The organism is Mycobacterium sp. 1274761.0 (genome assembly GCF_001668615.1).
Taxonomy (GTDB): Bacteria; Actinomycetota; Actinomycetes; order Mycobacteriales; family Mycobacteriaceae; genus Mycobacterium.
On sequence record NZ_LZMC01000072.1, the window covers coordinates 1 to 26,994 of the forward strand.

At 67.1% G+C, this 26,994-nt stretch carries 28 protein-coding genes and 2 pseudogenes; 13 read left to right on the forward strand and 17 right to left on the reverse strand.

Annotated elements, in window-relative coordinates; all coding sequences use genetic code 11:
* Positions 1-391: pseudogene (locus A5651_RS25425) on the reverse strand (NAD(P)H-quinone dehydrogenase); the annotation flags it as partial.
* On the opposite strand from A5651_RS25425, the pseudogene A5651_RS14910 reads away from it, so the two are divergent.
* The 5 genes and pseudogenes from A5651_RS14910 to A5651_RS14930 all read left to right on the forward strand — a co-directional run.
* Positions 338-1,420: pseudogene (locus A5651_RS14910) on the forward strand (NAD(P)H-quinone dehydrogenase); the annotation flags it as partial. The pseudogenes A5651_RS25425 and A5651_RS14910 sit on opposite strands and share 54 nt — an antisense overlap.
* An 89-nt stretch (positions 1,421-1,509) precedes the next feature.
* The gene (locus A5651_RS14915; RefSeq protein ID WP_066982180.1) at positions 1,510-3,273 is read left to right on the forward strand and encodes a glycerol-3-phosphate dehydrogenase/oxidase; all 1,764 of its coding nucleotides are present in this window, start codon (positions 1,510-1,512) and stop codon (positions 3,271-3,273) included.
* Entirely contained in the window at positions 3,270-4,133 is an 864-nt protein-coding gene (locus tag A5651_RS14920; protein ID WP_066982022.1) for a pseudouridine synthase, read from the forward strand. The genes A5651_RS14915 and A5651_RS14920 overlap by 4 nt, the downstream gene beginning before the upstream one ends.
* Positions 4,130-4,513, forward strand: coding sequence for a DUF1330 domain-containing protein (locus A5651_RS14925; protein ID WP_066982025.1), 384 nt, complete (start codon positions 4,130-4,132; stop codon positions 4,511-4,513). Before A5651_RS14920 ends, A5651_RS14925 begins: the two co-directional genes overlap by 4 nt.
* A 41-nt stretch (positions 4,514-4,554) precedes the next feature.
* On the forward strand, positions 4,555-5,325 hold the full coding sequence (locus tag A5651_RS14930) for an SDR family NAD(P)-dependent oxidoreductase (RefSeq protein ID WP_066982188.1): 771 nt from the start codon (positions 4,555-4,557) through the stop codon (positions 5,323-5,325).
* Here the strand turns inward: A5651_RS14930 and A5651_RS14935 are convergent.
* Complete coding sequence (locus tag A5651_RS14935; protein WP_066982191.1) at positions 5,294-6,079, reverse strand: enoyl-CoA hydratase/isomerase family protein; 786 nt, start codon at positions 6,077-6,079, stop codon at positions 5,294-5,296. The two genes, A5651_RS14930 and A5651_RS14935, sit on opposite strands and share 32 nt — an antisense overlap.
* Positions 6,080-6,089: 10 nt before the next feature.
* Positions 6,090-6,764: a TetR family transcriptional regulator gene (locus A5651_RS14940; protein WP_066982028.1), complete on the reverse strand. Its 675-nt coding sequence runs from the start codon at positions 6,762-6,764 to the stop codon at positions 6,090-6,092.
* Between the two features lie 70 nt (positions 6,765-6,834).
* On the opposite strand from A5651_RS14940, the gene A5651_RS14945 reads away from it, so the two are divergent.
* Both A5651_RS14945 and A5651_RS14950 read left to right on the forward strand, forming a co-directional pair.
* A complete protein-coding gene (locus A5651_RS14945) occupies positions 6,835-7,887 on the forward strand; it encodes a ferredoxin reductase (protein WP_066982031.1) in 1,053 nt (350 codons plus the stop codon).
* A gap of 14 nt (positions 7,888-7,901) precedes the next feature.
* Positions 7,902-9,002 carry an acyl-CoA desaturase gene (locus A5651_RS14950; RefSeq protein WP_066982035.1) on the forward strand — a complete coding sequence of 367 codons (1,101 nt, stop codon included), beginning with the start codon at positions 7,902-7,904 and terminating at the stop codon, positions 9,000-9,002.
* 69 nt (positions 9,003-9,071) lie between these two features.
* Here the strand turns inward: A5651_RS14950 and nei2 are convergent, their stop codons facing one another.
* The 4 genes from nei2 to A5651_RS14970 are packed head-to-tail and all read right to left on the reverse strand — an operon-like array spanning position 9,072 to position 16,258.
* Positions 9,072-9,833: an endonuclease VIII Nei2 gene (gene nei2 / locus A5651_RS14955; RefSeq protein WP_066982037.1), complete on the reverse strand. Its 762-nt coding sequence runs from the start codon at positions 9,831-9,833 to the stop codon at positions 9,072-9,074.
* A gap of 2 nt (positions 9,834-9,835) precedes the next feature.
* Entirely contained in the window at positions 9,836-10,771 is a 936-nt protein-coding gene (locus A5651_RS14960; RefSeq protein WP_066982040.1) for an SDR family NAD(P)-dependent oxidoreductase, read from the reverse strand.
* Complete coding sequence (locus A5651_RS14965) at positions 10,764-11,720, reverse strand: nitronate monooxygenase family protein (RefSeq protein WP_066982045.1); 957 nt, start codon at positions 11,718-11,720, stop codon at positions 10,764-10,766. Before A5651_RS14965 ends, A5651_RS14960 begins: the two co-directional genes overlap by 8 nt.
* 20 nt (positions 11,721-11,740) lie before the next feature.
* The gene (locus tag A5651_RS14970) at positions 11,741-16,258 is read right to left on the reverse strand and encodes an ATP-dependent helicase (protein WP_066982057.1); all 4,518 of its coding nucleotides are present in this window, start codon (positions 16,256-16,258) and stop codon (positions 11,741-11,743) included.
* A gap of 68 nt (positions 16,259-16,326) precedes the next feature.
* Between A5651_RS14970 and A5651_RS14975 the strand changes: the two genes are divergently transcribed.
* Complete coding sequence (locus tag A5651_RS14975; RefSeq protein WP_066982062.1) at positions 16,327-17,658, forward strand: NAD(P)/FAD-dependent oxidoreductase; 1,332 nt, start codon at positions 16,327-16,329, stop codon at positions 17,656-17,658.
* Here the strand turns inward: A5651_RS14975 and A5651_RS14980 are convergent.
* The 3 genes from A5651_RS14980 to A5651_RS25430 all read right to left on the reverse strand — a co-directional run bounded on the left by A5651_RS14980 (position 17,621) and on the right by A5651_RS25430 (position 19,252).
* Entirely contained in the window at positions 17,621-18,277 is a 657-nt protein-coding gene (locus A5651_RS14980; protein ID WP_066982194.1) for a TetR/AcrR family transcriptional regulator, read from the reverse strand. The genes A5651_RS14975 and A5651_RS14980 overlap by 38 nt on opposite strands.
* 83 nt (positions 18,278-18,360) lie before the next feature.
* Entirely contained in the window at positions 18,361-18,930 is a 570-nt protein-coding gene (locus A5651_RS14985) for a restriction endonuclease (RefSeq protein WP_231988694.1), read from the reverse strand.
* Positions 18,931-18,967: 37 nt separating this feature from the next.
* Complete coding sequence (locus tag A5651_RS25430) at positions 18,968-19,252, reverse strand: hypothetical protein (protein ID WP_066982066.1); 285 nt, start codon at positions 19,250-19,252, stop codon at positions 18,968-18,970.
* Between the two features lie 110 nt (positions 19,253-19,362).
* On the opposite strand from A5651_RS25430, the gene A5651_RS14995 reads away from it, so the two are divergent.
* The 3 genes from A5651_RS14995 to usfY all read left to right on the forward strand — a co-directional run bounded on the left by A5651_RS14995 (position 19,363) and on the right by usfY (position 20,749).
* Positions 19,363-19,710 carry a hypothetical protein gene (locus A5651_RS14995; RefSeq protein WP_231988695.1) on the forward strand — a complete coding sequence of 116 codons (348 nt, stop codon included), beginning with the start codon at positions 19,363-19,365 and terminating at the stop codon, positions 19,708-19,710.
* Between the two features lie 15 nt (positions 19,711-19,725).
* Positions 19,726-20,349, forward strand: coding sequence for a flavodoxin family protein (locus A5651_RS15000; RefSeq protein ID WP_066982072.1), 624 nt, complete (start codon positions 19,726-19,728; stop codon positions 20,347-20,349).
* 91 nt (positions 20,350-20,440) lie between these two features.
* Positions 20,441-20,749: a protein UsfY gene (usfY, locus tag A5651_RS15005; protein WP_066982200.1), complete on the forward strand. Its 309-nt coding sequence runs from the start codon at positions 20,441-20,443 to the stop codon at positions 20,747-20,749.
* A 64-nt stretch (positions 20,750-20,813) separates the two neighbouring features.
* On the opposite strand, the gene A5651_RS15010 is transcribed toward usfY, so the two are convergent.
* The 6 genes from A5651_RS15010 to A5651_RS15035 form a co-directional block, all read right to left on the reverse strand.
* Positions 20,814-21,050: a CsbD family protein gene (locus A5651_RS15010; RefSeq protein ID WP_066982074.1), complete on the reverse strand. Its 237-nt coding sequence runs from the start codon at positions 21,048-21,050 to the stop codon at positions 20,814-20,816.
* 120 nt (positions 21,051-21,170) lie between these two features.
* Entirely contained in the window at positions 21,171-21,503 is a 333-nt protein-coding gene (locus A5651_RS15015; protein ID WP_066982076.1) for a hypothetical protein, read from the reverse strand.
* Positions 21,490-21,888 (reverse strand): hypothetical protein, encoded by a 399-nt coding sequence (locus A5651_RS15020; protein WP_066982080.1) that lies wholly within the window; start codon positions 21,886-21,888, stop codon positions 21,490-21,492. The genes A5651_RS15015 and A5651_RS15020 overlap by 14 nt, the downstream gene beginning before the upstream one ends.
* Positions 21,885-23,114 carry an NRAMP family divalent metal transporter gene (locus tag A5651_RS15025; RefSeq protein ID WP_066982083.1) on the reverse strand — a complete coding sequence of 410 codons (1,230 nt, stop codon included), beginning with the start codon at positions 23,112-23,114 and terminating at the stop codon, positions 21,885-21,887. The genes A5651_RS15020 and A5651_RS15025 overlap by 4 nt, the downstream gene beginning before the upstream one ends.
* Complete coding sequence (locus A5651_RS15030) at positions 23,114-23,554, reverse strand: hypothetical protein (protein WP_156662939.1); 441 nt, start codon at positions 23,552-23,554, stop codon at positions 23,114-23,116. Before A5651_RS15030 ends, A5651_RS15025 begins: the two co-directional genes overlap by 1 nt.
* Positions 23,555-23,568: 14 nt before the next feature.
* Positions 23,569-23,760 carry a hypothetical protein gene (locus tag A5651_RS15035; RefSeq protein ID WP_066982086.1) on the reverse strand — a complete coding sequence of 64 codons (192 nt, stop codon included), beginning with the start codon at positions 23,758-23,760 and terminating at the stop codon, positions 23,569-23,571.
* Positions 23,761-23,900: 140 nt separating this feature from the next.
* On the opposite strand from A5651_RS15035, the gene A5651_RS15040 reads away from it, so the two are divergent.
* Positions 23,901-24,872 (forward strand): glycosyltransferase, encoded by a 972-nt coding sequence (locus tag A5651_RS15040; RefSeq protein WP_066982089.1) that lies wholly within the window; start codon positions 23,901-23,903, stop codon positions 24,870-24,872.
* Positions 24,873-24,890: 18 nt separating this feature from the next.
* On the forward strand, positions 24,891-26,099 hold the full coding sequence (locus A5651_RS15045; protein WP_066982093.1) for a glycosyltransferase: 1,209 nt from the start codon (positions 24,891-24,893) through the stop codon (positions 26,097-26,099).
* Positions 26,100-26,110: 11 nt separating this feature from the next.
* On the opposite strand, the gene A5651_RS15050 is transcribed toward A5651_RS15045, so the two are convergent.
* Positions 26,111-26,989 (reverse strand): glycosyltransferase family 2 protein, encoded by an 879-nt coding sequence (locus A5651_RS15050; protein WP_066982096.1) that lies wholly within the window; start codon positions 26,987-26,989, stop codon positions 26,111-26,113.
* Positions 26,990-26,994: the final 5 nt, after the last annotated feature.

Genomic DNA, 26,994 nt, shown 5'->3' on the forward strand with positions numbered 1-26,994 from the left:
TGCCGTCATTGGTGGTGACCTTGACGCGATGGTGGGCCATGCCGGGAGTGTCGTCGACCAGCTCGCCGCGGCCCGCGACGACGTTCACACCGGCGCGCAGCAGTTGGCTGCCGATGTCGGCGGACTGCGACCGGGCCAGCGTCTTGACGCGGGTATGGATCTGCGACAGCGAGATCTTGGCGTCTTCGATCGCGATGTCGAAGCCCAGCGGGTTGGCGCGGCGCAGTTCGGTCCGCACGCCCGTCGACGCGATCAGCGTTTTCGAGGGAACGCAGTCCCACAGCACGCAGGCCCCGCCGATGCCGTCGCTGTCGACGACGGTGACCTCGGCGACCTCACGACCGCGGGCCGCGGCGAGCTGGTCGACGACACTCCCGGCATGGCCCACCATCGCGTCAAGGTCACCACCAATGACGGCAAGGTGGGCACGCTCAAGGCCGACGTGGTGCTAATCGCCACCGGCGCCAGCCCGCGGGTGCTGCCCGGCGCGGTGCCCGATGGCGAGCGCGTCCTCAATTGGCGTCAGCTCTACGAACTCACCGAACTCCCGGAGCATCTGGTCATCGTCGGTTCGGGTGTGACGGGCGCCGAGTTCTGCAACGCCTATACCGAACTCGGGGTCAAGGTCACCGTGGTCGCCAGCCGCGATCAGATCCTTCCGCACGAGGACTCCGATGCCGCCGCAGTGTTGGAGGACGCATTCAACGAGCGCGGCGTGTCGCTGGTCAAGAATGCCCGCGCCGAATCCGTTTCCCGAGATGCCCATGGCGTGGTGGTGACGATGACCGACGGCCGCACCGTCACGGGCAGTCACGCATTGATGACGGTCGGGTCGGTGCCCAACACCTCCGGGCTCGGTCTGGAGAAGGCGGGCATCGAACTCGGATCCGGCAATTACATTCCGGTGGACCGGGTTTCGCGTACCTCCGCCTCCGGCATCTACGCCGCGGGCGACTGCACGGGTCTGCTGCCGCTGGCATCGGTGGCCGCCATGCAGGGCCGCATCGCGATGTACCACGCGCTCGGCGAGGGCGTGTCGCCGATCCGGCTGCGCACGGTCGCCGCCGCCGTGTTCACCCGTCCCGAAATCGCCGCGGTCGGTGTGCCGCAGAGCAAGATCGATGACGGTACCGTGCCGGCGCGCACGATCATGCTGCCGCTGACCACCAATGCCCGGGCGAAGATGTCGTTGCTGCGCCGCGGCTTCGTCAAGATCTTCTGCCGGCCTGCCACCGGCGTGGTGATCGGCGGCGTGGTCGTCGCGCCGATCGCGTCGGAACTGATCCTGCCGATCGCGCTCGCCGTGCAGAACAACCTCACCGTCACCGACCTGGCCGAAACGTTCTCGGTCTACCCCTCGCTATCGGGTTCGCTCACCGAGGCCGGCCGCAGGCTGATGGCGCACGACGACCTTGACTGACGCGCGCGAAGAGGCGCACCACGTAGCCTTGACACGTACTGACAAGTAACTAGGAGTCCTGTGCCGTGAGCGACGCTTGCGAGCGAACCATCGGCCCCGCCGACCCGATACCCGGTCCGGGCAGCGGGCAGACCCTTCTGGGCCCTGACCAGCGCGCGACTGCCTGGAACCGGCTCGCCAACGAACAATTCGACGTCGTGGTCGTCGGCGGCGGCGTGGTCGGCGCCGGAGCCGCACTCGACGCGGCGACCCGCGGCCTCAAGGTTGCGCTGGTGGAAGCCCGCGACTTCGCGTCGGGCACCTCCAGCCGCAGCAGCAAGATGTTCCACGGCGGGCTGCGCTACCTCGAACAGCTGGAGTTCGGGCTCGTACGCGAGGCCCTGCATGAGCGTGAACTGTCGCTGACGACGCTGGCGCCCCATCTCGTCAAGCCGCTGCCGTTCCTGTTCCCGCTGACCCACCGATGGTGGGAGCGGCCGTACGTGGCCGCGGGCATCTTCCTCTACGACCAACTGGGCGGCGCGAAATCCGTTCCAGCACAGAAGCATCTGCTCAAGGCCGGTGCGCTGCGGCTAGCGCCGGGACTCAAACGCAGCTCGTTGATCGGCGGCATCCGCTACTACGACACCGTCGTCGACGACGCGCGGCACACCATGACGGTCGCGCGCACGGCTGCGCATTACGGCGCGGTGGTGCGGACGTCGACGCAAGTCGTCGACCTGCTACGCGAAGGCGACCGCGTCACCGGCGTCAAGATCCGCGACTCCGAGAACGGCGCCGTCGCCGAAGTGCATGGTCACGTCGTCGTCAACGCCACCGGAGTTTGGACCGATGAAATCCAGGCGCTGTCGAAGGAGCGCGGCCGGTTCAGGGTCCGCGCATCCAAGGGCGTGCACATCGTGGTGCCTCGCGACCGCATCGTCAGCGAGGTCGCAATCATCCTGCGCACCGAGAAGTCGGTGCTGTTCGTCATCCCGTGGGGCACGCACTGGATCATCGGCACGACCGACACCGACTGGAACCTCGACCTGGCCCATCCCGCGGCCACCAAGGCGGACATCGACTACATCCTCACCCGCGTCAACCAGGTGCTCGCCACACCGCTCACGCACGACGACATCGACGGCGTGTACGCCGGGCTGCGGCCGCTGCTGGCAGGTGAGAGCGAGGAAACCTCGAAGCTGTCGCGCGAGCACGCCGTCGCCGTCCCTGCGCCGGGGCTGGTCGCCATTGCGGGCGGAAAGTACACCACCTATCGAGTGATGGGTGAGGACGCCATCGACGCCGCAAGCGAATTCGTGCCGGCGCGGGTGGCCCCGTCGATCACGGAGAAGGTGCCGCTGATGGGCGCCGACGGGTATTTCGCGTTGATCAATCAGACCGAGCACGTCGGCGCGATGTACGGTCTGCATCCCTACCGCGTCCGCCATCTGCTGGACCGCTACGGCTCGCTGATCGGTGAGGTGCTCGCGATGGCCAGCCAAGAAGGTGGAGGCAACCCGGAATTGCTCACGCCTATCACCGAAGCGCCGGTCTATTTGAAGGTCGAGGCGTGGTACGCCGCGGCCGCCGAAGGCGCACTGCATCTCGAGGACATCCTGGCCCGGCGCATGCGCATCTCCATCGAGTACCCGCACCGTGGCGTGGACTGCGCACGCGAGGTGGCCGAGGTCGTCGCATCTGTATTGGGTTGGGACGCAGAGGATGTGGATCGCGAGGTGAACACCTACATCGCGCGGGTCGACGCCGAGGTCCGGTCCCAGCAGCAGCCCGATGACGAATCCGCCGACGCGCTGCGGGCCGCCGCGCCGGAGGCACGCGCCGAGATCCTCGAGCCGGTGCCCCTCAATTGAGACGTCCCGCGCCGTTGCCGCAGCGCGATGGGCTTGGCCCCGCGAGGGTGCGGCTGCGCGGCGGGGCCGTGCTTGTGGAGCTTGCGGACCGATTCGGCGAGGCCGCCGCGGCGAAGGTGCTCGCCGGGGAGGTCGTTGACGCCGACGGCGGCGTGGTCACCGCAGCCACTGTGCTGCCGCCGAATTCGAACGTCTACCTCTACCGCGATCTTCCCGACGAGGTGCCGGTGCCGTTGGACATTCCGGTGCTCCACCGCGACGAGAACATCGTGGTGGTCGACAAACCTCACTTCCTGGCGACGATGCCGCGCGGCGGGCACGTCGCGCAGACCGCGACGGTGCGGTTGCGCCGCGCGCTTGACCTCCCGGCGCTGAGCCCCGCGCACCGGTTGGACCGGCTGACAGCAGGGGTGCTGCTGTTCACGTCGCGACGCGAGGTGCGGGGTGCATACCAGACGATGTTCGCCCGCGGCGGGGTGCGCAAGGCGTATCTGGCACGGGCCGCGGTCGATTCGACGCTGGAGTTTCCGATGACGATCCGCAGCAGAATCATCAAGCGCCGCGGGCAGTTACAGGCCGTCGAAGAACCCGGTGAGCCGAACGCCGAGACACTCATTGAACATCTCGGTGGCGGGTTGTACCGGCTGACGCCACATACCGGCCGGACACACCAGTTGCGGGTACACATGACATCGCTGGGCCTGCCCATCATCGGAGACCCGTTGTACCCCAACGTCGTCGACGTGGCACGCGACGACTTCTCGACACCTCTGCGGCTGCTCGCGCACAGCATTGAGTTCACCGACCCGCTCGGCGGACGTTTGCGTCGGTTCGACAGCGGGCGCAGTATCGACGGATGAGTTCACCCCTCGAACCGACCGCCGAGCAGATGGCCGCACTCGCTGCGCGGCCCGCCGATGCGCCGGTCGTGATGATCAACCTGCTCAAGTTCCGTGCCGACGGCGGTCGCCAAAGCTATCTGCGCTACGGGCAGGAAGTCGTCCCGCACCTGCAACGGGCAGGCGCCACCGTTCGGTATGCCGGCGGAGCGCCGACGCAGGTCATCGGCGAGGGGGAGCAGCCGTGGTGGGACGCCATCCTCGTGGTGGAGTATCCGTCGCCGACTGCGTTCATCGACATGGTGACCAACGAGGAGTACCTCAAGATCCACCACTATCGCGCCGACGGCCTCGATCGCGGTGACCTGATCGCCACATCGACGTGGACGCTGACCGACTAGACACCTACGAGGCTGCTAACGCCGACGTGTTTACTGACCGGATGGACCGCACCTCATTTGACCGTCTCTTCGACATGTCCGACCGCACCGTCATCGTCACGGGCGGCACCCGCGGCATCGGCCTCGCCCTAGCCGAGGGATTCGTCCTCGCCGGCGCCCGGGTGGTGGTCGCCAGCCGCAAACCCGACGCATGCGAACAAGCCGCCGCTCACCTTCGCGAGCTGGGGGGTCAGGCCATCGGCGTGCCGACCCATCTGGGGGAGGTCGACGCCCTCGGCGAGCTCGTGCAGCGCACCGTCGACGAATTCGGCGGCGTCGATGTGGTGGTGAACAACGCCGCCAACCCGTTGGCGCAACCGCTGGGTGCGATGACGGTGGACGCGCTGACCAAGTCCTACGAGGTGAACCTGCGCGGCCCGGTCTTCCTGGTCCAAGAAGCGCTGCCGCACCTGAAGGCCAGCGAGCACGCCGCGGTGCTCAACGTGGTGTCCATCGGCGCGATGATCTTCTCGCCGATGCTGTCCATCTACTCGTCGATGAAGGCAGCGATGATGTCCTTCACCCGCTCGATGGCTGCGGAGTTCGCCCACCAAGGCATCCGCGTCAACGCGATTGCGCCCGGGCCGGTAGACACCTACATGATGCAGCAGAACCCGCAGGAGGCGGTCGACGGAATGGTCGGCAACACGCTGATGAAACGGCTTGCGGCACCCGACGAAATGGTCGGTCCGGCGCTGCTGCTGTGTTCGGACGCGGGCAGCTACATGACCGGCACCGTCATCATCGTGGACGGCGGCGGAACTCCTCGCTGAACCGAGTCACCGTGCCGCCGCTGGACGCCAGGATCTGGCTGCGGTTCTCCACGTGCAGGGCCGCCTCGAGGCTGGGCGCCTCCACATTCGCCCACAGCACCTGCTTGGTCGATTCAAGACCGAATTCGCCGTAGCCACAGAGAGTTTCGGCCACCGCCAAGGCGTCGTCGAGCAGCGATCCGTCGTCCGACAAGCGGGTGACCAGCCCTAGCCGCAGCGCCTCCTCGGCGTCGACGACGCGCGCGGTCAGGATCATGTCGAACGCGTGCCCTGCGCCGATGATGCGCGGCAGCGTGTAGCTGACGCCGATGTCGCAGCCGCCGAGGCCGAGCTTGATGAACTGCGTGCAGAACCGCGCCGACGTGGCGGCCAGCCGGATGTCGCAGGCCGCCGCTATGCCCAATCCGCCGCCGTAAGCAGGGCCGTTGACCGCCGCGATCACCGGTTGGCGCAGCCGATGGATACGAGCGGTCAGATCGGCGATGCGCTCCTGCCACCGCATGCCCGAGCGGGGGAACTCCAAACCGCCACCCGCGTCCAAGGGATTCGGCGCCGTCAGGTCCAGACCCGAACAAAAGCCGCGACCGGCACCCGTGAGCACGACCACCCGGCATTCCTCGCTGGCGGCGATGTCGCCGAGGGTGGCATGCAGCTCCTCCACCAACTCGTAGGACAGCGCGTTGAGCTTCTCGGGCCGGTTCAGCGTGACGACGGTGATCTCGGGCCTCGGGTGGGACAGTTCAAGGAGTGGCATGAGCCACACGCTAAGGGGTGCTGCGCCACCGGGCGACACCGACGGTGATCATGCGCAGCTGTTTCACCGCGACACGCTTGATCTCGTCGAGGGTCGCCTGATCGCCCGCGTCCTCGATCGCCTCTGCGATGACGATCATCGAGTTGACGAACAGGCTGGCCAATATGTTCAGATCCTCGCTGCTCCAGTTCGTCAGTCCGGGGAAGCGGGCCAGGTCGATGGCCAGCTCGGAGGTGATCAACCGGATCTCGGTGCGGATCGCATAGCGCAGCACCGTCACCCCGCTGGACCGTTCGCGGCCGATGAAGCGCCAATACTCACGCCGGTCGTTGACGCCTTCGATGAGGATGTCGACAGAGGACTCGATGACGCGCTTGGGATCCAACTTGCCCGAGCGCGCGCTGCGGAGCATGTCACGCAGGGCGCGAAACGACTCGTCGATGAGCACCAGGCCGAGCGCCTCCATCGACTCGAAGTGCCGGTAAAACGCCGCGGGCACGATGCCGGCCTCGCGGGCCACCTCGCGCAGGCTCAACTGCGAGAAGCCGCGGTCCTCGAGCAGGCGCAGCGCGGCCGTCACGATCGCGCGACGGGTGGCCTCTTTGCGCTCTTCGCGAGACAGGCTGTCCCGCGACCGTGAGCGTTCCGATCTGCGCGTACGTGAGCTGGGCGTACGGCTGTTCACTCTGTGAAACATACCACAATCAGGCACGATCCTATTGACGTACCCCCGTGTATGCGCGCACGGTGTACACATGTTCACTGAAACTTTGACACGCCGCGCGCGACGGTCGCCTCTGCTGGAGCTGCTGACCGGCCCCCACGGCGTTGACCGATACACCGAGCTAGTCGACCCCACCTGGACCCTCGGCGAGGCCCGAGCCAGGGTCGTCGCGGTGCGCCGGCAGACCCCGCGCAGCGTCACGCTGACCCTGGAACCGAACCGTGCGTTCACCGGCTTCCGGGCCGGCCAGCACATCAACCTCACCGTCGAGATCGACGGCCGCCGACGCACCCGCTGTTACTCGCCGGCGAGTGCGGAGAGCGCGCGCCACATCGAACTGACGATCGGCCGCCACGACGGCGGGCTGGTGTCGACCTATCTCTGCGACCACGCCCGCCCCGGCATGATCGTCGGCCTGGACTCCGTCGGCGGCGACTTCACGCTGCCGGCGATCCTGCCCCGGCGGATCCTGTTGGTCTCCGGCGGAAGCGGCATCACCCCGGTCATGTCGATGCTGCGGACGCTGCGGGCCGAGGGATTCGATGGCGACATCTCCTTTCTCCACTACGCGCGCAACGCCGAAGAGGCGTGCTATGCCGACGAACTCGCCACAATGACGGGAGTGCGTGTCCTGCATGGCTACACCCGTGACGGGGTCGGCGACGTGGTCGGCCACTTCAACGCCGACCATCTGACGGCGGCCATGCCCGAGCCGGACGCCGTTTACGTCTGCGGCCCACCAGCGCTGGTGGAGGCGGTCCGCGCCCAGTGCCCCGGCGCGCGATCGGAGAGCTTCGTGCCGCCGACCTTCGGCGTCCCCGCCGACGCGGTGGGTGGCCGAATCACCTTCTCCGACAGCGATGTCCAGGCCACCGACGACGGCCGGCCGCTGCTGCAGCAGGCAGAGGACGCCGGCCTCACCCCAGAGAGCGGATGCCGCATGGGCATCTGCCACACCTGCACCCGCCGCAAGACCCGCGGCGCGGTGCGCAACCTGCTCACCGGAGCGGTCTCCACCGCTGACGAGGAGGACGTGCAGATCTGCGTCACCGCCCCCGTCGGCGACGTCGAGATCGCGTTGTAAGGAAAGGATTCACGATGACTGCACCAACCATCACGCAGCCCAAGACTCTGACCAAGACCGTCGCGGGCAAGGCCGTCACGCTGACCCCCGAGCAGGCCGAGGCGTTCGGCCGTGAGCTTGACGCGCTCAAGGAGCGCGTGATCGCCGACCTCGGCGAGCGCGACGTCACCTACATCCGTCGCATCATCAAAGCGCAACGCGGATTAGAGGTCGCTGGCCGGGCACTGCTGTTCGGCGGCATCTTCCCGCCCTTCTGGCTGGCGGGCACCGCGATGCTGGGCCTGTCGAAGATCCTCGACAACATGGAGATCGGCCACAACGTCATGCACGGCCAGTACGACTGGACGGGTGATCCGGCGCTGTCGAGCAAGAGGTTCGAATGGGACACCGCCTGCCCGGCCGACCAGTGGCGTCACTCTCACAACTACATGCACCACACCTACACCAACATCGTCGGGATGGACCGCGACGTGGGCTACGGCATCCTGCGCATGAGCCCCGACCAGCGGTGGACCCCGTACTTCCTGGGCAACCCCGTGTATGCCTTCCTTCTGATGGTCCTGTTCCAGTACGGCGTTGCGCTGCACGAGCTAGAAAGCGAGCGGATCCGCGCCGGCGACATCACGATCGCCGACAAACGCGAGATCCTCGAGGCGATTTGGCGCAAGACCAAGAAGCAGACGCTGAAGGACTACGTCGCGTTCCCGCTGCTGGCCGGGCCGTTCGCGCCGTGGGTAGTCGCGGGCAACCTGACCGCGAACCTGATCCGCAACGTCTGGTCGTACATGATCATCTTCTGCGGTCACTTCCCCGACGATGTGCAGGAGTTCTCGATCGAGGAGACCAAGGCCGAGACGCGCGGGCAGTGGTACTTCCGCCAGATCCTGGGCTCGGCAAACCTGACGGGCGGAAAGCTTTTCCACATCCTCAGCGGCAACCTGTCGTTCCAGATCGAGCACCATCTGTTCCCCGACATCCCGGCTCACCGGCATGCCGAGATCGCCCCGCAGGTCGCCGAGATCTGCCGCCGATACGGCATCCCTTACAACAAGGGCCCACTGCCCAGGCAATTCGCCACCGTGGTCCGCAAGATCATCCGGCTCGCGCTGCCTTAGTTTCCCGCGAAACGGAATTCCAGCCCGCGTTTACTCGCAGAACCGGTGCTGGAATTCCGTTTCGCGCATTTAGCGCTGACAATTGGGGCACCAGAACGTGATCCGGTCGCCGCTGTTGTCGGACGCGATCGTCGTCCCGCAGCGGCGGCACGGCTCGCCGGCCCGCCCGTACACCCAAACCTGTTGTCCCCGCTTGGTATCACCGGTCGTCGTCCGGTTGATCCGGTTACGGTTCAACCACAGCATGTCGCGTGCCCGCTGCACCACCCGCAGCGGATCCTTCACCGAACTCACCGGCGAAGTGGGCAGGTGGCCGAAGACGAAACACAGCTCGTTGCAGTAGACGTTTCCCACCCCCGCCATCACCCTCTGATCGAGCAGCGCCTCGGCCAGCGGCCGGTCGTGGTCGGCGACCAGGTTGGCCGCCGCGATGTGCGGATCCCATTCCGGGCCAAGCAGATCCGGCCCGAGGTGGGCGACGACGGCTTCGTCATCAGCGCGGTCGAGGATCTCCAGCACGCCGAGGTCGATCCCGGCTGCCTGCACGTCGCCGGCTTCCAAGATGATGCGGATACGGTGGCCGGCGCGGCTGGGTCGGCCCGTGGTGGTGACGCGCCAGCTGCCCTCCATTTTCAGATGCGAATGGATGCTCGCCGCACCGACCCGGATGAACAGATGCTTGCCCCGGCTGATGACCTCGTCGACTCGCTGTCCGGTCAGGTCGACGGTGGCGTAGCGGGGGACGCGAACATCGCATCGCGTCAACGTCTTACCTGCCAGCGCCTCACGGAGAGCGGCGGCGGTGTGGAAGACGGTGTCGCCTTCGGGCATCGCTAATCCGTCATCGTCACAGAGACATCCCACAGCCGTTCGGCGTTGGCGGGGTCCAGCGCGTAGGGGGCGACGCCGCCGGTGCCGGGCGCACCGCGCCGGTCGACCAGGCGTGCCTCGTTGCAGTCCTCGAAGTACCGGCCACCGGTGCCGTCGAGCAGGGGAGAGGCGGCCAACAGCACCGAGGTCGCCGCCCCCTGTTCCACAGTTTTGAGTCGGAGTTGTGTAGCCGCTGCTGCCGCGTGGCCCGCATCCACGTGACGGCCGAGGCGGGTGTCGAAGATCGCGCCCGGCATCAGCGCGTTGGCGGTGATGCCGTCGTCTGCCCAGCGCCGGGTGGCCTCGACGGCGAACAACACGTTGGCCGTCTTGGATTGTCCGTAGGCGCCGAACCGGTCGTAGTCGCGGAACGCATAGTCGATGTCGTCGAACACCACCGGCGAACGCAGGTGTCCGCCCGAGCTCACCGACACGACACGGGCCCCGTCCGCGGCAGCCAGCGCGTCGTGTAGTCCGATCGCCAACGCGAAGTGGCCGAGATGGTTTGTGGCGAAGTGCAACTCGTGTCCGCTGGCCGCGAGAGTCAACTCAGGGACGGCCATTACACCGGCATTGTTGACCAGGATGTCGAGCGGCCCGGTCCAAGCCCGGACAAACGCGGCGACGCTCGCGAGGTCGCTGAGGTTGATCTCGCCGACGCTGACGCGGCGGTTGCCGGTGTCGGCGCGGATCTCGTCTGCCACCCGCTGTCCCTCGGCCGTATTGCGGACGGCCAGCGTTACTGTGGCTCCCGCCGCCGACAGCGCCCGCGCGGTCTCTACGCCGATGCCCGACGAAGCACCGGTGACGATCGCGGTCCTGCCGGTCAGGTCGACGCCGTCGATGACGTCGGCCGCGGTGGATTCGAACCCGAAGGGCGTGGTGAAAAGCTCAGCCATGTCGGCCGCCTGCGGTGGCGATGGTGCGCTCGGCGTCGCGGGCGATCCGGCCGACAAGCGTTGCGGCGCTGTCTTTCTCGGTGACGAGGTCGACGGCTTCACCGGCCCAGATCGGCAGGTAGTCGAGGTCACGGCTGGCGACTCCCTCGCGGTAGGCTGCCTTGGCGGCGTCGTCCATGTCGTCTTCCCGGCCCTGCCATGTGTCGGTGATCGCGTTGCGCAGCGTGCGCGCCGGATACCGCGCAGGCCATGGCGAGTTGCGCACGACGTCGAGCGCGCGCCCCCGCGTGGTGTCCGCTGCGCCGGCGGCGAGGATCGCCTCGGATTCCTCCCGGCTGATCAGCGCCTCATGGGTGGCCTCGAAACGGGTGCCGATGACGGCGCCCGCGGCGCCGAGCACCAGTGCGGCAGCCAGGCCGCGCCCATCGGCGATTCCGCCCGCGGCGAGCACCGGGACGGATCCGGCGATGTCGACAACAGCGGGCACGAAGGGCAGTGTGGCGCGACCGCCGGCGTGGCCGCCCGCCTCAGCGCCCTGCGCCACCACGACGTCGGCTCCTGCCTCTAGCGCGCACCGGGCTTCGGCCAAGTCGGTGACCTGGACGATGACCGGTATCCCCGCCGCGTGGATGGCCTCGGCGAAAGGCGTCGGATCGCCGAACGACAGCATGATCGCCGCGGGCGACTGAGCGATGGCGGTGTCGATCACCGCGGCATCGACGGCCCAGGACAGGAAACCGACGCCCCACGGTTTGTCCGTGCCTGCCCGCGCCAGCTCGCACTGCTGCGTCATCCACGTGGGATCCCCGCGCCCGGCGCCTATCACGCCCAGCCCGCCGCCGTTGGAGACGGCGGCCGCCAGCGCACCGCCGGCGACCTCGCCCATCGGGGCCAGCACGACGGGATGGGCGATGCCGAACATCTCGGTCAACGCTGTGCGTAACGCCATGTCCTGCACTCTAGGAGTCGTCAGCGCAGCCGCAGACCCCGCGGGGTGCGGGCGAAGCCGGCGTTCGTCAGCGCGGCCACCACGCCCGAATGTGCGGTATCCGGGGCGAGCACCGGTTCGCCGTTGACCTTCTCCACGAGCAGGGACTGCACGCGGCCCGTGCCGACAAGGTCGGCAAGTGCCCCCGCCGCGGCGTGGTGGGTGTCGGTGTCGTCGGTGAAGGTCAGTAAGGTGCGGCCGCCGCGTTCGAGAAACCAAGCGAGTTCGCCATCGACCAGCGCCACCAAAGCTCCCGCCTTGCGGCCCGGCCGGTGGGTACCGTCGGGCCACGCTAGGGCCGCGCCGTAGGGGTTGGCGGGGTCGGCGGCCGCCAGTACGACGGTCTGGTACTCCTTACGCTCCGGCTCGACGTTGTCGAGGTACGACCGCAGCCGGTCGACGGTCGACGCGACGGCGAACTGAGCCCCGCCCAGCGACTCGACGAAGTAGCCGCGCTGACAGCGGCCCGCATCCTCGAATGCCGTCAGCACCTTGTAGAGCATGGCGAACCCGCCGGGGACGCCCTCGGCGGCGACCGCTCCCTTGGTCAGCACGCCGTACCGGTGCAGCAGCTGCTCGGCCTGAAAGTGCGCGCGCACAGTGGAATCCGGCTCTGCGACCGGAAGGGCCGACCATCGTCCCGCAACGGTGGGATCGGCGGCGCGCGTCTGGGCGTGGGCCACGCTGTAGCGGCTCAGCCGCGGTGGTCGCGAGCGTTGGCGGTGTGCTGGCTTACCCGATCGTCGTCCGACGCCGCCGAGCACGGCCCGCACCGGTGCGAACGTATCGCCGGTGACCCGGCCGGCCCAGATCAATTCCCACAGCGCCTGTTTGAACTGTTCGGGCTCGCCGCCGGCGAGCTGGCGGAAGAAGTACGCACCGCCGCCACCGAGGACCTCCAAGATGGCGCGGTGGGTATCGGTGAACTCGATCTCGGTCGGCTCTGCGAGCGTCAGCGGCGCGGAATCGGCGGAGTGGAAGGCGATCCAGCCGTCGCCACTGCCGATGGCGCCGGCGCCCGACCAGGTCACCTCACCGGAGGCGAGCAGTTCGTCGAGCATCGCCGGCTGGTAGTCGCGGACACGGGAGGAGAGCACCAGCGGCTCGATCGCCGACGCCGGTATCGGCACACCCGCCAGTTGGTCGATCACCGATGCGAGCCCGTCGATGCCCGCGGCGCGTTCCACCCCGACCTGCTGCCATGCCGGCAGAAACCGAGCATAGGCTGCGGTGCTAACCGGCTCCACCTGCGCGCGCAGCGCCGCGAGCGACCGCCGTCGCAGAATCTTCAGCACGCCCGCGTCACACCACTGGTCGCCACTGTCGGCCTGATCGGTGAACTCGCCGCGCACCAACTTACCGTCAATGGCCATGCGGCCCAACACATCTGCGGCGACTCGCAGACCCAGCCCAAAGCGCGCTGCCGCGTCGTGAGTGGTGAACGGGGCCCGGGTGCGCGCGTAGCGGCCCAGCAGTTCGCCGAGCGGGTCGGCGACGCTCTCGGTGAAGATCGCCGGCACGCCGACCGGCACCGCGACGCCGACACCGTCTCGCAGCAGTCCGATGTCCTCGATCGCGACCCACCATGTCTGTCCGGCAAACGACACTGTGAGCGCGCGCTTGGCGTGGCGCAGTCCCTCCAGCCAGCCGCCGACATCATCGGCGGTGCACCGCTCGGCGATCTCGCTCTCGGTCAGCGGACCCAACAGCCGCAGCAGGTCGGCCACGCCTTCGGCGTCGCGCGCGGCGCGGTCCTCGCTGAGATGTTGTAGCTGTGCGGCGGTGCTCGCGATCACCTGAGGGTCGAGCAGCTCGCGCAGCTCGACGCGGCCCAGAAGCTCGGCCAGCAGCATGCTGTCCAGTGACAGCGCCGCGGCCCGTCGCTCGGCCAGCGGGCTGTCCCCTTCGTACATGAACGCGCCGACGTATCCGAACAGCAGAGAGGCCGCGAACGGTGACGGGGTCTGCGTCTCGACCTCGACCACCCGCAGCCGGCGCTGCGCGATCCGGTGCATGAGCTCAGTCAGCGTCGGCACGTCGTAGACGTCCTGCAGGCATTCCCTGACCGTTTCCAAAACGATCGGGAAGTCGGGATACTTGCGTGCCACGTCGAGCAGCTGCGCCGCCCGCTGCCGCTGGTGCCACAGCGGTGACCGTTTGCCGGGGTGGCGCCGGGGCAGGAGCAGTGCGCGCGCCGAGCACTCACGGAACCGGGACGCGAACAACGCTGAACCGCCCACCTCCGCGGTGACGATCGGCTCGACCTCCTCCGCGTCGAACACGAACAGGTCGGCGCCGGGCGGGGCGTCCTCGGTATCGGGCAGCCGCACGATGATGCCGTCGTCGGAGGCGGTCGGCTTCTCGTCGATGCCGTAGCGCTCACGCAGCCGTTGTGACACCGCCAGCGCCAGCGGGCCGTGCACCCGAAGACCGTAGGGGGAGTGCAGGATCAACCGCCAGTCGCCCAGCTCATCGGGGAACCGCTCGACCACGAAGGTGGAGTCGGTGGGCACCGTTCCCGTGGCTTGGCGCTGATCGTTCAGCAGCTGCCACAGATTGTTGGTGGCGTAGTCATCGAACCCCATTGCAGCGCAGCGCGATTCGAAGTCATCGCGGCCCAGGCCGGCGAGCTCACCGGTGAACGCACCGATCGCCGCACCCAGTTCGGCCGGCCTGCCCACGCCGTCGCCGCGCCAGAACGGCAGTCGCGCGGGTTCGCCCGGTGCCGGGATCACTAGCACCCGGTCGTGGGTGATCTCGGTAATCCGCCAGCTGGTGGCGCCCAGTGAGATGACGTCACCCGGGCGCGATTCGTAGACCATCTCCTCGTCGAGTTCACCTACCCGCGAGGGCTTTTCGGAGTCTGCGCTCGACGCCAGGTAGACGGTGAACATGCCGCGGTCGGGGATGGCGCCGCCGGAGGTGACGGCTAGCCGCTGGGCGCCGGGCCTCGCGGTGAGCGTGCCCGCGTCGCGGTCGTACACCAGACGCGGCCGCAACTCGGCGAACTCCGTGGACGGGTACTTGCCGGACAACAGGTCCAGCGTCGCCTCGAACGCGCTGCGCGGCAGCGTCGCGAACGGCGCGCTCCGCCGCACAGCCTCGAACCACAGGTCGGCGTCCAACGGCTCCAGCGCGCAGGCTGCCACCGTGTGCTGGGCGAGCACGTCGAGCGGGTTGGCCGGCACCCGCATGGTCTCGATGTCGCCGGAGAGCATGCGTCGCACCGTCACCGCGCAGCCGATGAGGTCGGTGCGGTGCTTCGGGAACAGCACGCCTTGGGAGATCTCGCCGACCTGATGGCCCGCCCGGCCGATGCGCTGCAGCCCGCTGGCCACCGAGGGGGGCGTCTCGACCTGGATCACCAGGTCGACGGCCCCCATGTCGATACCCAGCTCGAGGCTGGACGTGGCGACGACGGCCTTCAGCCGCCCGCTCTTGAGGTCGTCTTCGACCTGTGCGCGCTGCTCCTTGCTGACTGAGCCGTGATGGGCGCGGGCCAGCAACGTCGCGGCGCCGGATGCCAGTCCGCTGCCCATGAGATGGGCGGGCGCGCCGCCGGCCACCTGAGGGTTGGGCGGGGTTTCGAGGTCGACGCCCAGACGCTCGGCGTGAATCTCGTTGAGCCGCGACGTGAGTCGCTCGGCCAGACGCCGGGAGTTGGCGAACACGATCGAGCTGTGGTGTGCCTCGATCAGGTCGACGATGCGCTCCTCGACGTCCGGCCAGATCGAGTTGTTCGCCAGGTTCGCCATATCGGGAACCGGCACCTGCACCGACAACTCGAAGGTCTTGGCCGCCGCCGGGGCGACGATTTTGGTCGGGGTCTGGCCCGACAGGAAGCGTGCCACCTCCTCGGGCGGGCGCACGGTCGCCGACAGCCCGATGCGCTGGGCGGGCTTGTCCAGCAGCTGGTCGAGCCGCTCCAGCGACAGCGCCAGGTGAGCACCGCGTTTGGTTGCCGCGACGGCATGCACCTCGTCGACGATGACGGTCTGCACCGCGGCCAAGCTCTCGCGCGCCGCCGAGGTCAGCATCAAGAACAGCGACTCCGGTGTGGTGATCAGGATGTCGGGTGGCTTGGCGATGAGCTCGCGCCGCCGCGCCGGCGGCGTATCGCCGGAGCGGACGCCGACGCTGATTTCCGGCGCGGCCTGGCCCTGCCGTTCGGCGATGCGGCCGATGCCGGTCAGCGGCGTGCGCAGGTTGCGCTCGACATCGACGGCCAGCGCCTTCAGCGGCGATACGTAGAGCACCCGCGTACCGGCAGGCTTCTTTTGCGGGTTGGACGCCAGCCGGTCGATCGCCCAGAGGAACGCGGCCAGCGTCTTACCGGACCCGGTCGGCGCGATGACGAGGGTGTTGTCCCCGGCGGCGATGGCCGACCAGGCTTCGGCCTGGGCGTTGGTGGGCGCAGCGAAGGTGCCGGAGAACCACTCCCTGGTCAAGGGGCTGAACCGGGCGAGCGGGTTCTGGGCGGACGGGCTTGCTGCGCTCACATAGCCATCGTGCCAACGGGCACCGACAAACGTCAGCGGTCGGCGGCTGCAGAGCGTGAAAATGAGCCATGGTCGGGGCCCACGCCGTCGTTCTCGGCGCCAGCATGGCCGGCCTCCTGGCCGCCAGGGTGCTCGCCGACTTCTACCGATCGGTGACCGTCGTCGAGCGCGACGAGCTGCCCGACGCCGCGGTCAACCGTCGCGGGGTGCCGCAGGGCCGTCATGCCCACGGTCTGCTGGGCCGTGGCTCGTTGATACTCGGCGAGCTGTTTCCTGGCTTCGGTGACGAGATGATTGCCGCGGGCGTTCCCGCATTCGACTACCGCGACCTGTCGCGGGCGTCGTTTTACCTCGCCGGGCACCGCGCGCCGGCCGAGGGCGCGTTCACCACCGTCCCGCCGCTGTATTTTCCGAGCCGGCCGTTGTTGGAGAACCTCGTGCGCCGACGGGTGCGCGCGATGGCCAACGTTCGCTTCCTCACCCGTTACGACGCCATTGGCCTGACATCGACGTCGTCGCGGGACCGGATCACCGGTGCGCGTGTCGTGTTCCACGACGGTGCGGGTGAGCGGGCGCTGGAGGCCGACCTGGTGGTGGACGCCACCGGCCGCGCGGCCCGCACACCGGCGACGCTGGAAGCTTTGGGCTATGGGCGCCCGGTCGAGGACACCGTGACGGTGCAGGTCGTGTATTCCAGCCAGCTGCTGAGAATGCCGCCGGGCACGCTGCGGGAGATGGTGGTGGCGAGCACTCCGGTGCCCGGAAGGCCCACGGGGATGGCGCTTTTCGGTTACGAGAACGACACGTGGATGTTCACCGTGTTCGGGATGGCCGGTGTCGAACCGCCGAACGAGCCGAACGAGCGCTTGGCATTCGTCGAGGAACTGATGCCGCCGCACGTGTCCGCGGCGCTACGGAAAGCCCAGCCGCTCAGCGAGATCTGCCGCTACCGGTACCCCCAGAACCGGTGGAGGCGCTACGACAAGATGAGACGGCTCCCCGAAAGACTGGTCGTCATCGGAGACGCGGTGGCCAACTTCAACCCGATCTACGGCCAGGGGATGACGGTCGCCGCCTTACAGGCACTCGCGCTGCAGCGCAGCCTGTCTGACGGTGCGGATGGTCTGCCGCGGCGTTACTTTCGCGCCGCAGCGCAACCGATCGGGGTGGCGTGGCGATTCGCCACCGGCGCCGACCTCAGCCAGCCAGAGATCGAGGGTCGCCGATCAATCACCACCCGCATCGCCAACCGCTACGTCGAACGGCTGTTGACGGTGTGCGAGACCGACATCGGATGCGCCGAACAACTCATCAGGGTGACCGGGTTCATCGATCCGCCGACGCGGCTGGTGCATCCGTCGATCATGTACCGCGTCGCTCGTGTGCGACCGCGTCGCTGAGCATCGCGGGGATGCCGGGTAGCCGGCCGACCATATCCAGCAGCGCATGCGCGCACGTGTCGGCGATGCGACCGGCATCCAGGGATGGGTCCTTGATGCGCTGCCGGCACATCTCCATCGTCATGGCCAGCCAGCCGAACATCGTGATGCGGATGTCGCGATCGACTTCAGAGTCCAGGTCACCGTCCAGCCTCTTACACAGCCGGTCCATCAAGCGGTTGACCTGACGCTCATTGTCATCATCCTCGATGCCGCGCAGAACCGGATCGGAGGTGCCCTGCCCGACATAGGCGGCCCAGGCGCCGTGCGGATGCTTCTCGTCGTAGTGAAGGTAGGCCAGCACGCCGGCGCGCAACTGCTCGAACAGCGTCTGGCCCGGTATTGCAGGCGTGTTGGTCGCCTCGAACAGGCGGTCACCCTCGGCCTTCACCACAGCGGCGAAGAATGCACGCTTGTCGGGGAAGTAGTGGTACATCAGCGCGCGCGACACACCCGCACGTTCGGCTATCTCGTCGATCCGAACTTCGTCATAGGGGCGTTCACCGAACACTTTGGTACCCAGCGCCAGCAGTTCGCTCCGCCGATCCTCGGGGGACAACCGACGCCTGGTCTCTGACACGCTCACCATCTTAATTTGCGTGTGTGCAACAACCGCGCGGGCTTTTCATCCGCGACCGGTGATGGCCGCAAAGGCACTTGTTTTCACGTGGGGTGGGAAGGCAATTTTGTGCTCCGTCGAATGATCGATCGTAGCCGCGACAGCTGCGAGCCGTCGATCAGAATGCAGCCGTGCCGCTCGGCGAGTTTCACTGCGGCCGGGGTGAATTCATGGTTAGTAACGACCATGGTCTTCGTGCACCCGTGCATGGGCGCACCCGCAACCACCTCCTGTATGGCACCGGCGCCGACGGGTCGCGACTGCCTCTTGCATTGCACCGCAACGCGTTCAGGCCGATGCCCCACGATCAGGTCGACGCCCCAGTCGCCGGTCACCGAGGTCATGATCACCGGCACGCCGCACGACCGCGCTATCCGCGCGACATGATCTTCGAACTCAAGGCCACTCATGGCCGACGAGGCCGGCGACTCGCGGAGGCTCGGGGTGAATGCGCCTTTCACAGTGGCCACAAGAAATCGTGGGGCCGCCGCGAGAATTACGGGCGCAACGGCGCCGATGGCAACGCTTGATGCCAGGCTCGCGCTGAGCAGATGGGCGGCCACACCGGATGCGATGGCCAGGACCAGATAGATCCCGACCCTCTTGCCGCCCACGAGCGAATGGTAGGTCGACCGTCCGACAAGTCGAGGGTCAGCGCCGTTGCCTGCGCCAGAACCCGCCTTTTTTCTTCTCGGGTTGGGGGCTCTCCTCGGCGGCTTCCCACCGCCAGGTGTGGCCATTTTCGGCGGCAACGGCGTCGCAGAGCCGGGACAGCTCATCGGCCTCACCCGGCGACAGAGAGCTGGTGAACAGCGGGCCGTCGCGGCTCAGGCGCATGATCTCGTTTTGCAGCAGCGGCAACGTCTCGCCCTGTAGCGGCTCGGGGTGGTCCCAGACCCACATCAGCTTTCTGCCCAGGTGGATGTAGTCGGCCATGCGATGGAAGCTACCCGCCCTGCGGCAAAGCCATGCTGGCCGCAAACCGCGAGGTTTATCGGTTCGTTATCACGGGAATTTAGCTAGCTGTGTACCAGAGCGCTGAGGACGTGGGTCGCGGCGAAGTTCCTGCCCGCGACGGCCTTATCCGAGCTGCCCGGTTCAGCGTAGGCGTAGCGGCGGCCGCGGTCGTATTTCTGATTGCCGCGTCCCTGTGGATCGGCACGTGCGGAGGCGCAACCTTCGATGTCGCCGCCTGTGGCACGCCGCAACGTACGTTCCTGGCCTTCGGCGCACCGATGATCCTCTTGTGTGGTGCGCTGCGCGCTTTCGCCCGTACCTATCAGATATGGCGCCAGCGCAGCATGTCGTGGCCGTGGCACGGGGCGGGCTGGTTCCTCATGGCCGCCACGCTGCTGGTGCTCGCCAAGAGCATGCCTCTTGTCGCCGTCGCCTGAGCGAAAGGTGATGTCATGGGTGAGAATTCACCGCCCCTTACTGCCCTCGCCCTGATCTGCAGCCTGAAACGCAGCCCGGCCCCCTCCAGCAGTGAGCTGATGGCCGAGCATGTCTGTGAACAGCTGCGTAGGCACGGCGTGAACACCGAAACGGTGCGTTGCGCCGATCATGCGATCGCGCCCGGCGTCGAGGCCGACATGGGCGACGGCGACGAATGGCCTGAGCTAAGGCAGCGCGTCCTTGATACCGACATCCTGCTGCTGTCGACCCCGGTGTGGCTGGGCCATCCCTCCAGCATCGCGCAACGCGTGCTGGAGCGGCTCGACGCCGAACTGTCCAACACCGATGACGAAGGCCGCCTGGTGATGTACGGCAAGGTCGCCCTCGTCTGCGTCGTCGGCAACGAGGACGGTGCGCACAAAGTGTTCGCCGACTGCGCCCAGGGCCTCAACGACATCGGCTTTTCACTCGCCGGGCAGGCGAACACGTACTGGAACGGCGAAGCGATGCAGTCCAAGAACTACAGCGACCTCGACGAAGTCCCCGAACCGGTGGCCAAGACCACAGCGTCTGCGGCACGCAACGCCGCACACTTGGCCAGCCTGCTGAAAGCCCGGCAGTACCCGGCCGCCCAGTGATCGAAAAATTCAACGCCGATGACCGCGACGTGGTTCTACCGTGGATATATCCCGGCAAAAGCGGGCACGCGGTATGGCGAAAGGAGCTGCCATGAAAAGCCCGAAGGATCCCGTCGACCACTCGCGGACCACCCGGCCGCACGCGGGCGAGTCGATGAAAGACACCAAAAACATGCCCGCGCTGATCGTCATCGGAATCGCGCTCGCGTGCTTCGTCGGAGCGTTGGCCGCGCACGCCACCGCCCACCACAGCACCGGCATCGCATTCGGTTCCGCCGCAGCGGTCCTGCTGGTCGTCGGCGCCGCGTGGTTGATCATCGAACACCGGCGGGTGCGCGGCATCGAAGAGCGGTGGTACGCCGAACATCCCGATGCGCAACGTCAGCCGCCCAGCAGCTGATCGAGCGACGGACACAAGAAATCCCAGCCGGTGATCCGGCTGGGATTTCTCGTTGATGACCTAATTACTGGTTGGCCTCTTGCCGCTTCTCAGCGGCCTTGGCGCTACCGCGGGCAGCGTCGGCCTGGGCTTCCTTCTTGGCGGCGTCCTGCTGGGCGTCGGCCTTGTCCTGCTGGGCCTTGCCCTCCTCGATCAGGTCGTTGCGACCGGTCACAGTGCCGACGGCCTCCTTGGCCTTGCCCTTGACGTCTTCGACGGTGCCTTTGATGGCTTCCTGCGGACCACTGTTCTTCTCGGTCATGCTTCACCTTTCCGCTAAAGGGAGTCAGCTATGGGTTTTCGCCCTTCATCGGGCCACACGAGAAGCTTTCCCGCGCAACCGTAGGGTTCCCGAGCGCCGGAGGAGATAAACGCCCGCCGGTCACGGCAGCACCGCCGAATACTTCGTGTACCTGGGACGAAGCGTCACGACGTGATCTCCGACACGAGCGACGTCCTCCCAGGATGCCAGGAACGTGCCGCGGTGTCGCCAGCGCAGCAATCGGGCCAGCAGCACCGGCGCGGTGGCGGTGCTGCGTTCGTAGCCGAGGAATGACGAACGCGTCCGCGGGCTGACGATCAGGCCGAGCACCCGCGGTGTGGCGGGATCGCGGTCAAGCTCACCACCCACCGTCAGCCGTACGTCGATCACTGTCCCGACGGGATGGTTGCCCGCGTCGACGACGCGCAGCCCGAGAAATCTACTCAGCTGCATGCCGGCCCCCGGGGATGTGGCGAATGATGTGGTCGCGCAGCCACCGCTCGACCCAGGTCATATCGAACGGCGTATCGGTCTCGCTGAGTGTGACGACGACGCCCACCGAGGCGACCAGCTTCCAAGGGATCTCTTGCAGTAGCGACCGTGGTGGTCCACCGCCGAGGATGCGGGTGGCCACTACCCGCCCCGACAGCAGCGCGGTCACCTGCGGTGCCTCGGAGCCCTGCGCGACGTCCTGGCCGAGTTCCACTCCGGACAGCTCGAGGTCGTCGACGATGCCGACCGGGTCGCCGTTGGCGTCGAAGAGCTGACGGTCCAACAGATGCAGCCGCGCGTCAACGAGGGTGCCGCGGTGTCGTTTTACTGGCAATTCCGTGGTCACTGGCCTGCTCCCGTCACGATCATCAAGGGGATCGCCGTCAAGGATGCAGCCAGGATGATGACCAGATACACCGACGCGAGCATGTTCGTCACCTTCCCGTTGGTCTGATCGCCCATGTACTGAGAGTCGTTGGCAACAATGAGGATCGGCAAATACGTCAAGGGCAGCGCAATCGCCGAGAAGACGACCGAGTATTCGGTTACCTGAATCGGGTCCACACCGGTGAACAGCACGGCGGCGCCGGCCACGATGGACACGAACATCACGACGTGAAATCGCGTGGCCTCGGCGGGCCGGCGAAACTTGCCCCACGGCCACCCGAGGAATTGGGCCAGGATGTAGCCGCCGGACAGCGTGGTCTCCAGCGCCGCGCCGAACGTCGCGGCGACGATACCGACGATGACGAAGGCCAACGCGAGCTTTCCTCCGGCGGCGACGACCGGCATGACGGTCTGCGACAGCGCGGTGACCTCAATCTGGTTCGGCAGCAACACGATTGTCGCGCCCGCGGCGATCGCGATCGACAGGATGCCGCCGAGTGGAAAGCCGATGATGACGTTCAGTCGCGACGTACCCAGATCCTTGGCGGTCCAGTGCTCCTCTACCGCGCCGGAGGAGAAGAAGAACACCTCATACGGTGTCATCGCTGCGCCGAACAGGGCGACCGCGAAATACCAGTACGTCGCCGCCGACTCCTGCTGGGATATCACCGGCGCAACGGCCTGATGGGCGAGATCACCCCAGTTCGGTTGCAGCGCAAACACACTCACGGCGAATACGATCAGGCACAGGCCGAGCAGGCCCGTGACGTTCTCCATGATCGAGAATTTGACCCGCCAGATCACCACCCACACTGCGAAGGCGGCCACGGGTATCCACAGCATCCGGCCGACATCCGTCGCCAACTGCAATGCCAATGCCACACCGCCGATCTCGGCGGTGAGCGTCATCAGGTTGATGAAGAACGAAGCGGACAGGTTGGCCGCTGCAGCGCGGGGCCCGAGCCGCTCCCGGATGATCTCGAACGTCGCCCGGCCGCTGACGGCGGCCACCCGACCGGCCATGTTGGCGTAGAGGCAGATGCCCAACACGCCGACGGGGACCACCCACGCCAACGCGAGGCCGAACCGAGAGCCGACGATCGCGTTCGTCACCAGATCGCCGATGTCGAGGAATCCCCCTATGGCGGTGAGGATTCCGAGTGCGACCGAGAAGATCTTGCCCATCAGCGGTAGCTGTTCTCGAGGCCGTCGGCGGCGGCGATCAGGTCGGCGCGCGACCTATCCGGTCGAGGGTCGGTCGTCACGCCGCGGATCGTCGCCGACGCCGCGTTCAGCTGGCCGAGGATGGCCGTCATCGATGAGGTGAGCATGCGCTGGCGCTCGATGTCGACAGGATCGTCTGCGCGGAGGCCAGCGACCCCGTGATAGGCCTTGAGTACCTGGTCTCGGGCATCAGACAGTTGCACGCTGGTGAGCTGGGCGGTTGATCGATGTGCGGACCATTGGTCCAACGCCAACGCGGCACTGCGGGCAGCGCCCGTCGTCTCCTCCATGGCTTGGGCCAGCTGGCCCGGCATTCCGTCGCGGTTGGCGGGACAGCGTGTGAGCAGCAGCCCGAGTGCAACTAACAGGAGCACCAACAGCAACGCTGCCCGGCAACGCATGTCATCTCATTTTTTCATTCATCGACGCGCTCATCATCGGGGTCCTCGGCTACCTCGTCGAGCTGTTCTTGCCAGTCAGCATCCGGCGCCTCAAGCGGAACGTCTGTGGGCGGCTCGGCAGGCACTTCGTCATCGACAACCGGCACAACGGCTTCCTGCTGCTGCTCGACTGCATCGGCGATGGGGATCTCGTCGCTTCCGGGCATGCCAGCGGAATACCCGGAGAAGAGATCATGAAACGCTGGCAAAGCGTTGAGAATCCAGAAAACGAAGCGGTTCGGATCCAGTTTGCGAAGAGTCGACCGCTTGACGTTTGTCCACTCGGCGCCGAGGAAAGCTCAGCGTCATGACTGTCGGTGATTCCGCGCGCTCACTGCTCGTGTGGCATGTGCACGGGTCGTGGACGGAATCCTTCGTCGCGGGTCGGCACCGCTACGTCGTGCCCGTCAATTCCGCTCAGGACGCAGACGGCCGCGGTCTTGCGGGCCGCAATTGGCCACGCGCGCAGGAGGTTCCGGTTGAGGCACTGCATGACGAGGACATCGATCTGGTGATCCTGCAGCGGCCGCAGGAGCTCGACCTCGCAGAGCGGTGGTTGGGCCGTCGCCCCGGCGTCGACGTTCCGGCTGTGTACGTGGAGCACAACGCACCACGTCCGTTACCGGTCGACAGCACCCATCCGGTGGCCGCCCGCAGCGACATTCCCGTCGTCCACGTCACTGACTTCAACCGGCTCATGTGGGACAGCGGCGCAGCACCGACGCGGGTGATCACCCATGGGATCGCCGACCCCGGCTATCTCTACACAGGTGACGTAGCGGCCGCGGCGAGCATGATCAATGAGCCCCTACGGCGGTGGCGCACGGTGGGCACCGACGTGCTCATCGAGTTAGGCGCACATGTCCCTATTGACGTCTGGGGCATTGACACGCTCGAACTGGGCCGCCGCCCACTTCGCGGCGTCCGGCCCAAGGGAGATGTCCCCACGCGGCGGTTGCTGCGGCAAGTGGCGCGGCGTCGGGTGTATCTGCACACCGCTCGGTGGACGTCGCTGGGCATGTCACTTGTCGAGGCGATGTATCTGGGGCTGCCCGTGGTGGCAGTGGCCTCCACGATGGCGCCGCTCGTCGTGCCGGCTGAGGCCGGCCTGGTGAGCGCGGACGTCGGAACACTGGCGAACTCCATCAGGAGATTCGTCAGCGACCGGGCCGCGGCGACCCTGGCCGGTAAAGCCGCACGCGAATACGCAATTGCGCATTTCTCGCTGGATCGATTCCTCGCCGAGTGGGGCGAGGTCATCGAGCAGCAGTGTGCATGAACTGATGGGAGGAAACCGATGAAGATCGCGATGGTTTCCGAGCACGCCAGCCCGCTGGCGACGCTTGGTGGCGCGGATGCGGGCGGACAGAACGTGCATGTGGCGGAGTTGTCCGCCGAGCTGGTCCGCAGGGGACACGAAGTCTCGGTGTACACCAGGCGCGACAACCCCGATGTACCTGAGCAGGTGATCGCGCCACAGGGTTACACGGTGGTGCACGTCCCTGCAGGGCCGGCCGAACAGCTTCCCAAGGACGAACTGCTGCAGTACATGGGCGAATTCGCCCGCTACCTCGACGCACGGTGGACCGCCGACCGCCCGAATGTCACACATGCGCATTTCTGGATGTCCGGCATCGCGACCCAGCTGGCGGCCCGGCACCTGAATCTGCCCACCGTGCAGACGTTCCATGCGCTGGGCGTGGTGAAGCGACGCCACCAGGGGGCGCAGGACACCAGCCCGAAAGAACGATTGCGGCTGGAAAGGTCGGTGGCCAAGGGCGCCACATGGATCGCCGCGACCTGCACGGACGAAGTCTTCGAGCTCATGCGGATGGGTAGATCGCGGGCACGCACTTCGGTGGTTCCGTGCGGGGTCGACAACAACGTGTTTCGGCCAGACGGCCCTGTGGCGGACAAAAGCGCCAGGCATCGCATCCTCGGCGTAGGAAGACTCGTGCCCCGCAAGGGTTTTGACGACGTGATCCGCGCCATGCCGTCGATCCCGAACGCCGAATTGGTCATCGTCGGTGGTCCCGACCAAGCGGCCTTGGCTTCAGACCCTGAAGCGTGTCGATTACGCGCGTTGGCCAAGGAACTCGGCGTCGCGCGCCGTGTGCATCTCCACGGTGCTGTTCCGCGCGAGGGAATGCCGGCGATGCTGCGCTCAGCAGACGCCGTCGCATGCACTCCCTGGTACGAGCCGTTCGGCATCGTGCCGTTGGAAGCCATGGCGTGTGGCATTCCGGTGGTGGCTTCGGCCGTTGGGGGCATGCTGGACACGGTCGTCGAGGATGTGACGGGCAAGCTGGTCAGTCCGAAGAAGCCGGTGGAGATCGCCGCCGCGGTCAATCGACTTCTGCGCGACTCGTTTCTGCGGCAATCCCTTGGCTTGGCCGGCAGGGATCGCGTGTGCGCGCGCTACTCCTGGGACCGGGTCGCGGCGGACACTCTGCGCATCTATCACCAGCTGGCGCAATCGAGTTACCCGCAGGTGTCGTTCGGATGAGGTTTGTGCGCTCAGCCCGACTCGATGAGTGCGAGCGCCCGCTCCACCTCGTCGGGCAGCGGCCTGCGCAGCTTCATCACCGACGGCAGTCGCACCAGGGCCTCCAGGGCGCCCCGCGCATGGTCTGCGTCGCGCACCGCCGCGCGCAGCAACCGACCCGTGGCCCTGAGGCATGGCCACATTGGCCGACGCATCCAGGTGGTGAGCACGGCGTTGCGCAGCTCTCGAGCCTGCCGAGCCGACGAACTGCCGCGGATCTCCGACGGTTGGTGGTAGGCGGTCAACTGCGGGCAGTAGCAGAGGTCCCAGCCGACTGCGGCCAGGTCAAGCGCCAGCAGCTGTTCTTCGCCGTAGAAGTGCAGCAGCTCGCTGAATCCGCCCGCCGCAACGAAAGCCGCCTTGCGGACGACAGCGGCACAGGTCATGAAGCCCAGAATCGACGGGCCCGGCAGGTCCCGCCGTCTGCCCAGTGCGCTGTCGGCCAATACCGACACCATCGGATCGTCGTGACGGTGCGGCATGACGACGGTGCGCGCGGCCAGCAGGCCCAGCGTCGGGTGACGGTCGAAGAGATCCTCGGCGTTGGTGATCGCCGATGGCTCCCACCACGAATCGTCGTCGCAGAACGCGATGATCGGGGTCGTGGCCGCAGCCACGCCGACGTTGCGGGCCACCACGCCGCGGTTCGATTTCAGCTCGATGGCCGACACCCGGCCTGCGGACTGATGCGCGAAACGTCGGACGACCGCAACCGAGTCGTCCTCAGAACCGTTGTCCACGGCGATGATCCGGCAGTTGGTCGTGTTGAGCAGGCGCGTGATCGTGGTCGAGAGCTCCGCGGCGCGGTTGCGGCTGGCGATCACGAACGATGTGCGAGTGGCACCTGCCATAACCC